The 14,685-nt window shown below is 39.3% G+C and carries 14 protein-coding genes and 3 tRNA genes; 13 read left to right on the forward strand and 4 right to left on the reverse strand.

Annotated elements, in window-relative coordinates; genetic code table 11:
* Window positions 1–30 precede the first annotated feature (30 nt).
* From QF004_RS02340 to QF004_RS02380, 9 genes are all read left to right on the forward strand, one after another.
* Complete coding sequence (locus QF004_RS02340) at window positions 31–492, forward strand: hypothetical protein (RefSeq protein WP_133439190.1); 462 nt, start codon at window positions 31–33, stop codon at window positions 490–492.
* Between the two features lie 93 nt (window positions 493–585).
* Window positions 586–1,266: a MotA/TolQ/ExbB proton channel family protein gene (locus tag QF004_RS02345; RefSeq protein ID WP_307422299.1), complete on the forward strand. Its 681-nt coding sequence runs from the start codon at window positions 586–588 to the stop codon at window positions 1,264–1,266.
* Window positions 1,266–1,664, forward strand: a complete 399-nt coding sequence (locus tag QF004_RS02350; protein ID WP_307422300.1) for a biopolymer transporter ExbD — start codon at window positions 1,266–1,268, stop codon at window positions 1,662–1,664. The genes QF004_RS02345 and QF004_RS02350 overlap by 1 nt, the downstream gene beginning before the upstream one ends.
* 34 nt (window positions 1,665–1,698) lie before the next feature.
* The gene (locus QF004_RS02355; RefSeq protein ID WP_307422302.1) at window positions 1,699–2,553 is read left to right on the forward strand and encodes a ferric siderophore ABC transporter substrate-binding protein; all 855 of its coding nucleotides are present in this window, start codon (window positions 1,699–1,701) and stop codon (window positions 2,551–2,553) included.
* A 205-nt stretch (window positions 2,554–2,758) separates the two neighbouring features.
* Window positions 2,759–3,997 carry a folylpolyglutamate synthase/dihydrofolate synthase family protein gene (locus QF004_RS02360; RefSeq protein WP_307422304.1) on the forward strand — a complete coding sequence of 413 codons (1,239 nt, stop codon included), beginning with the start codon at window positions 2,759–2,761 and terminating at the stop codon, window positions 3,995–3,997.
* 52 nt (window positions 3,998–4,049) lie between these two features.
* A tRNA-Val gene (locus QF004_RS02365) sits at window positions 4,050–4,124 on the forward strand.
* Between the two features lie 520 nt (window positions 4,125–4,644).
* Window positions 4,645–4,719: transfer RNA gene (locus QF004_RS02370), tRNA-Val, on the forward strand.
* 42 nt (window positions 4,720–4,761) lie between these two features.
* Window positions 4,762–4,836: transfer RNA gene (locus QF004_RS02375), tRNA-Val, on the forward strand.
* 133 nt (window positions 4,837–4,969) lie between these two features.
* The gene (locus QF004_RS02380) at window positions 4,970–6,505 is read left to right on the forward strand and encodes a YifB family Mg chelatase-like AAA ATPase (protein WP_307422306.1); all 1,536 of its coding nucleotides are present in this window, start codon (window positions 4,970–4,972) and stop codon (window positions 6,503–6,505) included.
* A 64-nt stretch (window positions 6,506–6,569) separates the two neighbouring features.
* Here QF004_RS02380 and QF004_RS02385 read toward each other — a convergent pair whose 3' ends face one another.
* Window positions 6,570–7,679, reverse strand: coding sequence for a DUF3078 domain-containing protein (locus QF004_RS02385; protein ID WP_307422308.1), 1,110 nt, complete (start codon window positions 7,677–7,679; stop codon window positions 6,570–6,572).
* Window positions 7,680–7,829: 150 nt separating this feature from the next.
* Between QF004_RS02385 and QF004_RS02390 the strand changes: the two genes are divergently transcribed.
* The 3 genes from QF004_RS02390 (at window position 7,830) to gdhA (ending at window position 11,283) form a co-directional block, all read left to right on the forward strand.
* Window positions 7,830–8,600, forward strand: coding sequence for a rhomboid family intramembrane serine protease (locus tag QF004_RS02390; protein WP_307422310.1), 771 nt, complete (start codon window positions 7,830–7,832; stop codon window positions 8,598–8,600).
* A gap of 28 nt (window positions 8,601–8,628) precedes the next feature.
* The gene (gene dprA, locus QF004_RS02395; protein ID WP_307422312.1) at window positions 8,629–9,738 is read left to right on the forward strand and encodes a DNA-processing protein DprA; all 1,110 of its coding nucleotides are present in this window, start codon (window positions 8,629–8,631) and stop codon (window positions 9,736–9,738) included.
* 186 nt (window positions 9,739–9,924) lie between these two features.
* On the forward strand, window positions 9,925–11,283 hold the full coding sequence (gene gdhA, locus QF004_RS02400) for an NADP-specific glutamate dehydrogenase (protein ID WP_133439182.1): 1,359 nt from the start codon (window positions 9,925–9,927) through the stop codon (window positions 11,281–11,283).
* A gap of 226 nt (window positions 11,284–11,509) precedes the next feature.
* Here gdhA and QF004_RS02405 read toward each other — a convergent pair whose 3' ends face one another.
* Both QF004_RS02405 and QF004_RS02410 read right to left on the reverse strand, forming a co-directional pair.
* Window positions 11,510–12,001, reverse strand: a complete 492-nt coding sequence (locus QF004_RS02405; protein WP_133439181.1) for a YkgJ family cysteine cluster protein — start codon at window positions 11,999–12,001, stop codon at window positions 11,510–11,512.
* A gap of 5 nt (window positions 12,002–12,006) precedes the next feature.
* Window positions 12,007–12,975, reverse strand: a complete 969-nt coding sequence (locus QF004_RS02410) for an ion channel (protein WP_133439180.1) — start codon at window positions 12,973–12,975, stop codon at window positions 12,007–12,009.
* Between the two features lie 212 nt (window positions 12,976–13,187).
* On the opposite strand from QF004_RS02410, the gene QF004_RS02415 reads away from it, so the two are divergent.
* Window positions 13,188–13,571, forward strand: a complete 384-nt coding sequence (locus QF004_RS02415; protein ID WP_307422316.1) for a group III truncated hemoglobin — start codon at window positions 13,188–13,190, stop codon at window positions 13,569–13,571.
* Here QF004_RS02415 and QF004_RS02420 read toward each other — a convergent pair whose 3' ends face one another.
* Complete coding sequence (locus QF004_RS02420) at window positions 13,572–14,648, reverse strand: calcium:proton antiporter (RefSeq protein WP_133439178.1); 1,077 nt, start codon at window positions 14,646–14,648, stop codon at window positions 13,572–13,574.
* Window positions 14,649–14,685 lie beyond the last annotated feature (37 nt).

The following is a 14,685-nucleotide window of genomic DNA, read 5'->3' on the forward strand; positions in this document are numbered from 1 at the left end:
ATTATTTAACTCAATTTTTTCCTTATAGAAATGAAAGGGATTTTAAAAATCTATCATCCGGATGAAACCCTTAAATACCACATCCAGAACACCTATTGCAAAGCGGTTTACAGCAATACTCAACATTTTTTGGAAGTAGAAATCATTACCGATGATTCTTTGGATCATGTAGACGATGATTCTTTGCAGTATAATTTCCCGCAAGTTTCAATGAATGTTTTCGACTTCCCGATAGAAGATGCAGAACTCGTTGAAAAATATTTCGAAATTAGTGATTCAGACGCAGATAATTTCACAGCGGTAGATCTCTTCGACGATGAAGATGCTTTCCTTGGAGACAGTAAACTCACCTTTAAAAATAATTCATCTGACGAACTTGAGCTTTTCTGGGAAGGAAAAATTACCGATTTCTACACCGGTTCCCAGCAGCCAATTCCGTTTAAATTGAAATGCAATTTCAAGCAGGACGAAATCGTTGTAGAAGAAGATTAGTTCTTTTTTTGTTTCACACTAATAAAATAATTACCTTAAATCCTGTAATATTAAGGTAATTTTGACGTTCAATTTTAAAATCAAAACAAACATATGTTTTTACAAACTCCAACGCCAATCATCAATACCACGACAGAAACACATGTTTTTTCACTTTGGGAAATTCTTTTCGGAGGAGGATTCATCGGGAATATTATTATGATTTCTATTTTTCTGTTGGGAATTTTGGCGCTTTATATCTTCCTGGAAAGATATTTTTTCATTAAAAGAGCGTCCAAGCAAACGCCTAACTTTTTAGAAAATATTAAAGATTTCGTGCAGGAAGGCAAAATCACAACCGCGATTGATTACTGTAAAACCATCGATTCTCCGGAAGCAAGAATGATTGAAAAAGGGTTAGCCAGAATCGGGAGACCTATTTCCGATATTTCCAATGCGATGCAAAACCAAGGTCAGTTAGAAGTTTCGAAACTGGAAAAAAACCTCAATATTTTAGCCTCCGCTTCCGGTGCAGCTCCGATGTTGGGATTCCTGGGAACGGTAGTCGGGATGATAATGGCGTTTTTTGAAATCTCAAATGTAACCGGCGCGGTAAGTCCAAAACTGTTGGCATCCGGGATTTATACAGCAATGGCAACTACAGCTGTTGGTTTGTTTATCGGCATTCCTGCTTACTTTTTCTATAACATCTTAGTAACCAATGTCGACCGTTTGGTTTTAAAAATTCAAACCCATGTGAATGACTTTCTGGATACTTTAAATACCCCGCTGTAATGGAGTTGAAAAGAAGAAACAGAGTCAATGCCGAGTTCAGCATGGCGTCGATGACAGATATTATTTTCCTGTTGTTGATTTTCTTTATGATTACCAGTTCTGCTATCAGCCAAAGCGCTATTGAAGTAAAACTGCCAACAGCCGATACCAGCAATCCGAGCACTCAGGATCCATCAGTCGTGACGATTAAAGAAGACGGCAGGTATTTTGTAAATGATAAGGAAATCCCAAAAGAACAGCTGGAAAACTATTTGGTCAACACTTTGAAAGGGGAAGAGAGACCATCTTTCACCATCCGGGCAGATGAAAACACCAAACACAAAGATGTTGTTTTCGTAATGGGAATTGCAGAAAATCATCAGTTTAATTTAGCAATCGCAACCACTCAGGAAAAATAAGCGGTTCATTCTTTCGAAAAGAATTCCTTAAAAAATGGATTATATCATTCAGCATAAAAAAAACGAAGAAAAAGACAGAAGAAGAAGCGCAGTCATTACGGTTCTTATTTCGCTGTTGCTTTTCTTGGGAATGTTCTTCTATAAGTTTACTAAAATTACCGAAAAACCGGAACAAATCACGACAATGCTCATCAATTTTGGTGACAATAAAGAAGGAGCTCAGGTAGAGGAACCTGCAAACCAGGAAGGAAGCCTGGCAGCGAATACCGAAGTTACTCCCGAAGTAAAACCAGAGCCGGTGAAAGAAGTGGCAAAGCCCATTGTTAAAGAAAAAATAATTACCGGAACCAATACGAAAATCTCAACTCCAAAAGTAGAGAAAGTGGTAAAAGTGGAAGCAAAAATGCCTGCCAAAAACACTCCTGCGAAAGTGACTCCCGCAAAAACAAATCCCGCAAAGGCAACAACTCCAAATGCAAATACGGGAACCGGTGATGGCAAAGGAACTGCGGCAATTGGAAACCTTTTGAAAGGTCGCGGAACCAAAACCGGCACCCAGGGAACCTCAACTGCTCCAGGCAATTCTGGCGATCCTTTAGGCGGCGAAGGTAACGGTGACAGTAAAATCGGCATCGACAGAAAACTGGTCGGTTTTATTCCCGGAACCATGGGACGTGGCGGTGCGCAACCTTCTCACAGCTGTTCTGCAAGTGGCAGCATCAGTATCGCTTATACGGTCGACAAAGCAGGAAATGTAAGTTCTGCAAGGCGTTCGGGCGGTATTTCTGATCCGTGCGTTGTTTCAGCTTCTGTGAGTTGGGTAAAGCAGTATGTGAAAGCAGAAAAATCCAACACCTCATCTACAGGAGTGTACAGCATTACTTTTTAATATCTTTGGGCGACAATTTAACCTTGTTGAAAGTATATTTTTCATTTTCCATTTCCTGCCTTTTTATGAAATAATGACCTGTTTTTTTCTTTTACTTTTTAAAAAGAAGAGCTCCGCAGAAGTCGGCCACAACGCCATTCTAAAATAAAGAGCAGAATCAAAACAAAAATAATGAAATACCAAAAATATTCAGGATTTTTGTACCATGACAAATCAGCAATATCAAGAAGCAATCGCCTGGCTTTTCGTACAGATGCCGAGCTACCAAACCGACGGTCAAAAGGCTTACAAGCCGGGACTGGAGAATATCACAAAGCTCTGTAACCTGTTCGGTAATCCACAGGAAAAACTGAAAATGATTCATATCGGTGGAACCAACGGGAAAGGTTCGACCAGCAATATGCTTGCATCGGTATTGCAGGAAGCTGGCTACAAAGTTGGACTTTACAATTCACCACACCTTATTGATTTTACCGAAAGAATAAAAATTAATGGTGAAAACTGCGACAAAGAATTCGTGTACCAATTCATTCAAAAACTGAGAAATTTACCTCAGGAAATTACGCCTTCTTTTTTTGAGTTCACTACGGTTATGGCCTTTGAATATTTTTACCGGAAAAAAGTAGATTACGCCATTATCGAAGTTGGCTTGGGCGGCAGATTGGATTCTACCAATATCATTATACCGATGATCACTGCGATTACCAATGTCGCTCTGGATCACCAGGATCTACTGGGAAACACCATTGAAGAAATTGCCTTCGAAAAAGCCGGAATTATTAAACCAGGCATTGCTGTGGTCTCAGGTGCTGAAAATGCAGTAGTGGAAAAAATCATTGAAAACACAGCAATTGAAAAAAACGCTCAATTCATAGATGCGACCGTGATTAGGAGTAATATCAAATCTGATTTAAAAGGAAATTATCAACAGAAAAATATTAAGGTGGTATTGGCTTTAATTAAAGAATTAAAAAATTTGGGACTGGATATTTCAGATAAAAATACTCAAAACGGACTTTTAAACGTTTACAAAAACACCAACTTTATCGGCCGCTGGTTTGAATTTTCAAACGATCCGCTCATTATTTGCGATACTGCACACAATCAGGCTGGCTTGGAACAGGTTTTTGAACAGCTTAATTCGATCCCGAAATTCAAACATATCATTTTAGGATTTGTTTCTGAAAAGAATATTAATGAAGTTTTACAGATTCTTCCGGAGCATTCCACCTTCTATTTTGCAAAACCGACTAACAACCGGGGACGTCACCCAGAGGATTATGAAGATTTATTGAAAAAATCAAAAATAAATTATAAAATTTTTACCACGGTTCAGGAGGCTTATCTTTTTGCAAAACAAGAAGTTAAAAAAGAAGAAATGATTTTCATTGGCGGAAGCAACTTTGTGGTCGGGGAATTTTTAGAAAAAAATTTGGATGATTAGAATTTTTTTGTACATTTGCCGAACCAAAATTTGAGACATCAAAAACGGTATCGGGCTCTTAGCTCAGTTGGTTCAGAGCATCTCGTTTACACCGAGAGGGTCGGGGGTTCGAATCCCTCAGGGCCCACCCAGGAAACCTCAGTTTATTCTGAGGTTTTTTTTTATGTAAAGCAGTTGGTGGATCAGTATCAAAACGGATCAGTTTCAAAACTTGGGGACTAGGCAAAAAGTTTTGGATAGTCTGAAAATGATACAATCCTTAGTCAGCAATCGGATTTCTGTGCAGGCGCTAAAAAGATATTGGGACACCGCAAGCTATGTTCATTTGCACCCATTTCTCCAGATAACCAAAGTGCACTCATCCCTATACCAACCCCTGGCTTATGCTGACCTTATGCTGACTGTATGCTGACTCCTATCATTGTTTAAGGATGTGAATATTGGTATTCGGAGAATAATTGAAGGTCTGGCTCCTCTTTATTGGTTGTTTAGATCAGCAGTAATTTAAGAAGTAACATTCTTCAAAATTAAATATTTCTATCTTTCTCTCCAAGTTTTATACTTGATCATTAAATTAATCATTTTGAAGATTAGAAAAAAAGTGTATATTTGCAAAACCAAAATTTGAAAAATCATAAGATGGTATCGGGCTCTTAGCTCAGTTGGTTCAGAGCATCTCGTTTACACCGAGAGGGTCGGGGGTTCGAATCCCTCAGGGCCCACCCAATAAACCTCAGAACTATCTGAGGTTTATTTTTAATTAAGGGCGGTTAGCTCAGTTGGTTTAGAGCGTTGCGTTGACATCGCAGAGGTCGCTGGTTCGAACCCAGTACCACCCACTTCAAAAAATCTCACTATCTGTGGGATTTTTTGCTTTTAAATCGTTTCCTGTAAAAACTTAAACTTTACAAACGCAATTCTTTTTCAAAAGATTGAGATTAATTTGTTAATTTTAATCTCAAAACACAGAACATGCTAGTAAAAATTTACGGGAGTGCCATCTTCGGAGTTTCTGCGCAGACTATTACCATTGAAGTTAATGTAGATACCGGCGGCGTTGGTTACCATTTGGTCGGTCTTCCGGATAATGCGATTAAGGAAAGCAGTTACCGGATATCGGCAGCATTAAAAAATATCGGATTTAAAATTCCCGGCAAGAAAATAACGATCAATATGGCGCCCGCTGATTTACGGAAAGAAGGTTCGGCCTATGACCTGAGTATAGCTCTGGGAATACTTGCCGCCTCTGAACAAATTAACGCCGAAGAAATCAGCAAATACATCATCATGGGCGAGTTGTCGCTGGATGGGGGCCTGTTGCCCATAAAAGGAGTACTTCCGATTGCCATCAAAGCAAAAGAAGAAGGGTTTAAGGGAATCATACTGCCCAAACTTAATATTCGGGAAGCTGCCATCGTGAGCGATCTGGAAGTTTATGGCGTTGACAATATCAAAGAGGTCGTGGATTTCTTTAATGAAGGGATTCCACTGGAGCGGACGACGATTGATATCCGGAAAGAGTTTCAGGAAAAAGTACATCATTTCCCCAATGATTTTTCAGAAGTAAAAGGCCAGGAAACCGCAAAACGCGCGATGGAGGTGGCGGCGGCAGGTGGTCACAACATTATCTTAATCGGGCCGCCCGGAAGTGGAAAAACGATGCTGGCAAAGCGGGTTCCTACCATACTTCCGCCTTTGACTTTAAGGGAAGCTCTGGAAACAACTAAAATACATTCTGTCGCGGGGAAAATCGGAGCAGAAACCTCATTAATGACGGTTCGCCCGTTTAGAAGTCCACATCACACCATTTCAGATGTCGCTTTGGTTGGAGGCGGCAGTTATCCGCAACCTGGCGAGATTTCATTAGCGCACAACGGTGTTTTGTTTCTGGATGAAATGCCGGAATTTAAAAGGACGGTCTTAGAGGTGATGCGCCAACCTTTAGAAGATCGGGAAGTCACTATTTCCCGTGCGAAGTTCACGGTGAATTATCCGGCAAGTTTTATGCTGGTAGCGAGCATGAATCCCAGTCCCAGTGGTTTTTTTCCGGATGATCCCAATAATACTTCTTCACAGTTCGAGATGCAGCGGTATATGAACAGGCTTTCCGGCCCGTTGCTCGACAGAATCGACATTCATATCGAGGTACAGAAGGTAGAATTTGAGCAACTCGCCGATAAAAGAAGAGGAGAACAGAGTGATGAAATAAGAAGGCGGGTTTTGATGGCGCGCGAAATTCAAAGCAACCGTTATAAAGAATGCGATATTCACTATAATGCGCAAATGGGGCCGCGGGAAATTGAGAAGTTTTGCGAACTCGATGAAGATTCCCAATTGCTTATTAAAACAGCGATGGAAAAACTGAATTTGTCTGCACGTGCTTTTGACAGAATTCTAAAAGTTTCCCGTACCATCGCAGATTTGGAACAGGCAGACGCATTAAATGCCACTCATATTTCAGAAGCAATTCAGTACCGCAGTTTAGACCGTGAGTTTTGGAATGTATAAAAATACCGCTCCAAATGAAGCGGTAAATTATCTTTTAATGATTTTAAATCACAGTATTCGCAGATTAATTCGCAACGAAAGGCTTGATCATTTTTTTATTCTTTTCTTTAACTTCGAAACCAAAATTATAAGAAAAGCCAACACCCAAAGTTTGTTTTAACTGAAGTTTCTTGATTTGATCATGATCGTAAAGCAGATCTAAGGCGATGGTGGTGTTGATAAATTTATTGAATTTAAAATTGAGAGAACCATTGTAGGCAATATCAACTCTCTCCGGGTGAAAGGCGTAATTGCTGAATAAATTAAGCTGATTCACTAAATTAATGTCTTTGTAAATCTTTAATCGGTAAACAATATTCACCAAAGCACCAATTTCAGCTCTCACCGACTGGCCGTCTTTCTCTAAACCATATCTGCCCGCCTGCTGCAGTAAAGGGTCGGTGACAAAAGTAAACTTACCATTTACAGGTCTGACGATCATCTGGAAATTTTCGTTTGGATTATACAAAATCCCGACCCCGGTATAGATATAGCCCGGTGACATAAAGCGGGAAATCCGGTCCCCGAAAGAAGGATTTGGCGTCATTGCATAATTATATCCTGATGAGAATTGCGATAGAAACTGAAAACCGGTGGATAAGTAGAAATTCTTTCCGATATCGTAGCCGTAATTGGTCATGATATTAATATAATCCTCTGTTTTTCTCGATGATTCTCCCTGAGAAGATACAAAACCGTACCCCAATTGTATATTGTTGTCTAAGAAATGTTTTCTGTTTTTATAACTTAATGTATAATTGATTTTCCCGATAATTCCGATATTATTGTTGCCCCCGGAATTCCAGTTGGAAAATGAAGACTGGTTGAATATCAGGTTATTCTGGCCATAATAAAACCATTTAATAGGATCTTTTAATTGTAAAATATTATAAGGAGTAACGGGGATATCGTTCTCGCTTCCGGTAATAGTGACGCGGTCGCGGATAACAATTGTATCCCTAAATACAGGAGTGAATTTTTCCAGCTTCGGATTAGCCAGACTGTCTAAATTCAGCGCAGTAGCTTTCCATCTGCTTTGTGAAATAGAATCAATCTCGATCAGGATATTTTTATCTTTCTGGGAATAAGCTGCCAATGAACCCAATGACATAATAACAGTATACAACTTTCTCATAGTTGGCAAATTTAAGACAAACAAATAAATTTAAAAAACGCACTCTCTTACTATTTCGTACTTTTTGTCTGATTTTAATTACATTTATAAAAGATTTAGCCATAATTACTTAATAATAATTTTGGTCAGCGTTTTGTCAAAAAATAAACCATGCTCAGAAACCAACTTAATTTTAAAGCCTTACTTTACGCAGCCATCGTGGTTGCGGCGATGTGGCTGGGATATTTTTTACAACACATCGGTTGGTTCAGTGGTTGTTCAGGCGCCATCATTCCGCTAAATCCATACGGACTGAAAGGTATTTTCCTGTCGCCTTTTCTTCATGGAAACTTTGATCATATCTTTGGCAATTCCATTCCTGTTTTTGTTTTAATATTTCTGTTATTTCAATTTTATCCTTTTATTGCAAAACAAATATTATTTCTGGGTTGGGTTTTAACAGGTTTTTTAGTTTGGCTTTTACCTCCGATTGATATTTACAACGGAGAGTTCAACCATGTCTGTATCATCGGTGCAAGTGGAATTGTTTACGTACTGGCTTTTTTCTTGTTTTTCAGTGGTATATTCCGATGGAATGTGAAATTCTTAACCGTTTCGATGCTCGTTGCGTTGTATTACGGCAGTTTAATTTGGGGCGTTTTGCCAGAGGAGTTATTTTCTCAGCTGCCAGAACCGAGCAGGGTGTCTTGGCAATCCCATTTATCCGGTGCAGCTATTGGGATATTAATGGCATTTATTTTCCGGAAATCAGGTGAAAAAAAAGTAAAATACATTTGGGAATTTCCTAACTATTACAGTGAAAAAGACGATAAACTATGGCAGGAATACAAAGAAAATCATCCTGAAGATTTTATGGAGCTTCCTTATAAAAAGAAAGAAAATGTATGGGAACGTTTAGATGAACTCCGTAAAAATGAATAATTTTTGATAATTTTGGTAAAACTTCATTATGCGTCACGAAGAAACCCTTTACGCTATCGCATTGCGGCGCTGCCCTTTAATCGGAGATGTGATTTTCCGAAAATTAGTGGCAGAGGTTAGTTCGGCGAAAGAGGTTTGGGATCTTTCAAAATCAGGTTTACAAACTATTTTTGGTATCGGAAGAAAAATTGCAGTTGAAATCGGAAATCCCGACCACTTAAAATTTGCAGAGAAAGAAATTGAATTTTGCCTCAAAAACAATATTAAAATTAACCTGCGTCATCTCGGAGATTTACCGGCAATTTTAAATGAATGTGACGACGCGCCCGCTATTCTCTATCAAAAAGGAGATTTCGACTCTTCAAAAAAAGCTGTGAGCATCGTTGGTACCAGGAATATTTCAAACTACGGAAAACAATTTATTGAAGACTTTTTAAATGCGGTTAAAAATGAAAACATCACCACCGTCAGTGGTTTGGCCCTGGGAGCCGATGCTGAGGTTCACGATATTTCCATAAAAAATAAAATTCAGACTGTTGCCGTTCTGGCGCACGGCTTTCACACCCTTTATCCTTCCAGAAACCGAAAACTTTCGCAGAAAATTCTCGAAGAAAACGGCGTTTTGTTTACTGAATTCAATTCTTCTCAAAAGCCGGATCGGGAGAATTTCATACAGCGAAACCGCATCATTGCAGGATTAACGCCTGCTACGGTTGTTGTAGAAACTGCTTTTGGTGGCGGCTCGATCAGCACAGCAACTTTTGCTAATAATTACAACAGAGAAGTGTATGCGTTGCCCGGCAGAATCGACGAGAAATACAGCCAAGGTTGCAATCAGCTTATTTTTCAAAACAAGGCGGCGGTGATTTCTACGATTCCATCACTCGTCGATCAGCTTGGTTTTCAAAACGGAACGGCAAAAACCGGCGAACTTTTTCCCAGTTCTGAAATAAAGATTGTACTGCCTGAACAGCAGGAAAATATCCTTGCTATACTGGATAAAAAAACTCCGTTTTCCTTGGACGAAATATCACAACGGTTAGAAATACCAACCTATAAAATTTTGCCTGATTTATTACAATTAGAAATTCTGGGTTTAATAAAAGCACTTTCGGGTAGACAATATCTTGCGCTTTAGCTTTTTTTCATTTTTAAAAAAATACTAAAAAACAATTAACCTTAAATTTTTAACATTATTAATGATGTTTTTATGAATTTAATAAAAATAAACATTAATATTATTGATATTTTCCTAATATTTAAATTTTTTATTGAATGTTCTGAAAAAAAAATTAAATTTGTTAGTAATAATTCTCACTAGCATATGGAACATTATAACACAGAGCAAAAAATTCAGGAATTTATCGCAAACATTGAAGCGAAAAATCCAAACGAGCCGGAATTCTTACAAGCCGTAAAAGAAGTTGCCAATACAGTGATTCCTTTCATTGCAACGCACAAAGAATATGATGGCATGAAACTGCTGGAAAGAATGGCAGAGCCAGAAAGAACCATTATTTTCCGCGTTCCATGGGTTGATGATGCTGGTGAAATTCAGGTGAATCGGGGGTTCAGAATTCAAATGAACTCTGCAATCGGTCCGTACAAAGGAGGAATCCGTTTCCATCCAACCGTGAATTTATCTGTGCTTAAGTTTCTTGCTTTTGAGCAAACCTTTAAAAACTCGCTGACAACCCTGCCAATGGGCGGAGGGAAAGGCGGTTCGGACTTTGATCCACAAGGAAAATCCAATATGGAAGTGATGCGTTTTTGTCAGGCATTTATGACTGAAATGTGCAAATATATCGGCCCTGAAACTGATGTCCCCGCGGGAGATATCGGAGTGGGAGCAAGAGAAATTGGTTATTTATTTGGCCAGTACAAAAAAATCAGAAATGAGTTTACCGGTGTATTAACCGGGAAAGGACTGGCGTACGGCGGATCATTAATCCGTCCTGAAGCGACAGGATATGGTGTTGTTTATTTCTGCGAACAAATGCTCAAAACAATCGGGCAGGAAGTTAAAGGTAAAACCTTCGCTGTTTCCGGTTTTGGAAATGTTGCCTGGGGCGTGGTAAAAAAAGTAAATGAGTTAGGCGGAAAAGTAGTGACGATTTCCGGACCTGATGGTTATGTATATGATGAAGACGGCATCTCCGGAGAAAAAGTTGATTATTTACTGCAGCTTCGTGCTTCTGGAAATAACCGGGCCGAAGATTTCGCAAAGAAATTCCCGAGTGCTAAGTTCTATGCAGGAAAACGGCCATGGAGTGTAAAATGTGATGTTGCGATTCCGGCTGCAACGCAGAATGAATTATTCCTGGAAGATGCACAAACATTAGTTGCCAACGGTGTAATCTGCGTAACCGAAGCGGCGAATATGCCTTCTACCTTGGATGCAATCAACTATTTCTTGGATAACAAAGTTTTGTTCTCGCCGGGGAAAGCCTCCAATGCTGGTGGCGTAGCAACATCAGGCTTAGAAATGACTCAGAATTCAATTCGGTTGAACTGGTCTTCTGAAGAAGTTGATGCAAGATTAAAGGAAATTATGATCGGAATCCATAAAGCGTGTCGCGATTATGGTACCGAAGAAGATGGCTACGTAAATTATGTGAAAGGTGCGAACATTGCGGGCTTTGTGAAAGTTGCCGAAGCAATGCTGGCGCAAGGTGTCGTGTAAAACAGAAGCCGGAGTTATACTTCGGCTTTTTTCTTAAACCTGTCCCGGGAAAATGGGAAAAAAAGTAAAGTGAAAGGATAAAAAGCATTGATTTTTCAATGCTTTTTATTATTTTAATTAAGTGCTTTTTACAGCTGCACTCCATTATTTTATTCTATACTTTTTTTTCTGGATTTCTGCGCGATAATAATGTGCTTTTTTAAAGTTTAAGAGAATTTAATAACGATTATTTCTTTTCTAATTTTTCTTGTAACCGCTCTACAAATTCAAAAGCAGCGGGGCAAACGACGGTGTTCTGTATCGTTAAATTATTAATCTGATAGATTTTTTTGCGGTCGGTGTGTGGGAATTCCCGACAGGCTTTGGGACGGACGTCGTAGATAGAACACGTATTATCTTCATTTAAAAACCAACACGGAAGATTTTGTAAAACCTGATCGCCGTCTTCATCTGTTCTGAGGAATTTATCTTCGAAATCCGCAGTTTTCATTTTTAAATGTTTGGCGATTCTTTCAACGTCTTTTGGAGTGAAAAGGGGGCCTGTCGTTTTACAACAGTTTGCACATTGCAGGCAATCTATTTTTCCGAAAACCTCATCATGAGTTTCCTGTACGGTATAATCGAGATTTTTGGGTGGTTTTTTCTTCATCCAGTCCAGAAATTTTTTGTGTTCTTTCTGTTTTTGAATAGCCTGGGTTTTATAGAAATCTAAATTCATAATTACTAAATGGAATAGGGAGAATAAGGAGTGTAAGAATCGATTAAGTCCAGATTCAAGACTGTTGTTTTTTGTCGTTTGGATGGCGCGTACATCTTGTTGAATTTTTGAGCGAAGATAATTTCCTGATGGTGAGACGAATAAGAAGTCCGCTGCACTACGGTGTTACAAAATACTTCATCAAATGCACGAAGATGCACAAATACTTCAACATCCATCGTTTCAAAGTTTTCTTTGGTCAATTCAAAGAAGGGAGAATATTCATCGATCTTATGAACCACCGTCCAGTTTAGGGAAAGGATATTTATTTGACTGATGACCGTCTTTAAAGTAAAGAACTTGCTTTTTAATTCCCCGTGTTCATCTGTATCATCGATAGCGCAGGTGAGGATGACCTGAGCATCTGTTAAAAGATTATTTTTATAAGGTGCCATTCTGAACATTAAAGCGCTACTTCCCTCATAAGGAACAATTAATGCAATTTTACTGAATTTTAAAAACGCCTGAGGCCGGGAAAACCTTCCATAGAATAAACCGGTGGCAATGGCAAAACCCAGCAATCCTAAAAAAGCTTCGAAAGTAGCAACCATGCTTGCTAAAAATCCGACCGGCGCAATTCGACCGTATCCTACCGTGGTAAATGTTTGGGCACTGAAAAAGAAAACATCGGTAAATTCACTGAGAGGCGTACTTTCATCAATTCCGGTAAGGTGCTCGATACCAATGCTGTAATAAATCGTAGCAAAACACAGATTGGCAAGAATATATCCTGAAATCAGAAGGAGAATAAACTTCCAGGAAGGTAAATCCAGCATGGTATGGTACCAACTGTATTTCTGTAATGGGTTTGATAAACCTGCTCTTCTAACATTCGGCATTCCATTTTTATGTACGAATCTACCGCTGGCATTGGAACTGAAGCCAGTGTCGTCACGGGACTGTAAATGGGAAAACTTACTTTTTAGAGTTGCCATACTGCAAAATTAGTCGAAAATCGGGAAACTGAAGTTGATTTTGTTGCGAAATCTGCGGCCGTGATAGAAGCGGTTACCCCACAAGGAGGCGACGGAACGAAGTGGAGACGCCGACTGAGGAGTATGAGCGGATAGCACGAATTGTCCGCCCAAATCGGATACAGTGATTACAGTCATAAGATTTACCTGAAAATTTTGCCTAATTTTGGACTATGAAAAAATTGGAAACACGGCAGGATATTGAGGATTTGGTGAATCGTTTCTATGATAAAGTTCAAAGTGACGACACGATAGGATTTTTCTTTAATGACGTGGCAAAAGTCGACTGGGCGCATCATTTACCCAAGATGTATTCTTTTTGGGAAACGCTTTTATTTGGACAGATTTCTTACAAAGGAAATCCCATGGCAGTGCATTTCCCCATCAATGCTGAAGTTCCTATGGAAAAATTTCATTTCGAGCATTGGATTACGTTATGGACTGCAACGGTCGAAGAAAATTTCTCCGGCGAAATGGCGGAATTGGCTGTTTACAAAGCAAAAAATATAGCAAACCTCATGGCTAACAAAATGGAAATTGCCCGAAAAACCAAATAATTAAGGTACAATTACCGTAAAAATATACGCTGCCAAATTGACCAAAAGTACGGTTCCGTACAAATGATTCGTTTTCCCCCGACTTAGCGACAGCATCACAATAAATACGGACAGCGCCAAGAGGATAATTGATTTCATGCCGAGTCCCAAAACAAAGGGAATGTCGTAAATAATACACACGACCGATACGGTAGGAATCGTTAAACCCACACTGGCCAGAGCCGAGCCTAAACTTAAATTAATGGAAGACTGAATTTGATTGTTCCGGGCAGCACGTATTGCGGCTAAACCCTCGGGAAGCAAAACGACAAATGCAATAATTACTCCCACCAATTCATGCGGTGCGCCGATACTTTCTACAAATTCTTCGATCACCGGCGAAAGTCCTTTGGCCATAAAAATAACGACTGCCAGACAGATAATCAATAAAAACAGACTGACTAAAGCTTTTGGAACTGATGGCGGATCTGCTTCGTGAGGAGTTTGATCTTCCTTTTCGACAACGAAATAATTGCGGTGCCGAACGTTTTGGAACATTAAAAACGTTCCGTAAATAGTAAGACAGGCAACGGAAACAAAAACCAACTGCGCATTACTGTAAAAAGGACCGTGTTTCGTTGAGGTATAGTTCGGTAAAATCAGTGTGAGCACCAAAATCGCCACCAAACTTACCAAATAAGTTGTTGCCGAATTAGCGATAAAAAACTGTTCTTTATACTTTCTGCTCCCCACCCAGATACAAATACCGAGAATACCATTGAGAATAATCATTACCGCTGCAAAAACGGTATCTCTGGCGTAAGTGAGCGCGCCTTCGCTACCGGAAAGCATGAAGGAAATAATTAATCCCACTTCTAAAATCGTGATGCAAATTGCGAGAATGACGGTTCCGTAAGGTTCACCTACTTTATGCGCTATAACTTCGGCATGATGCACTGCTGCCATCACACTTGAAAATAATAACAAAGCCCCTATAATATTGGTAAGAGGAGTGTTATTTAAGAAGCCCAAAAGATAGAAAGCAGCAGATAAAAGCGGTACAAGTACCGTCCAGTGAATAAACTTTTTTAATTTCATATTTCGATTTGTCATAATATAGAAAAATTAAATTTAA

This window comes from Chryseobacterium sp. MDT2-18, from assembly GCF_030815285.1.
Classification (GTDB): Bacteria; Bacteroidota; Bacteroidia; order Flavobacteriales; family Weeksellaceae; genus Kaistella; species Kaistella salivictor.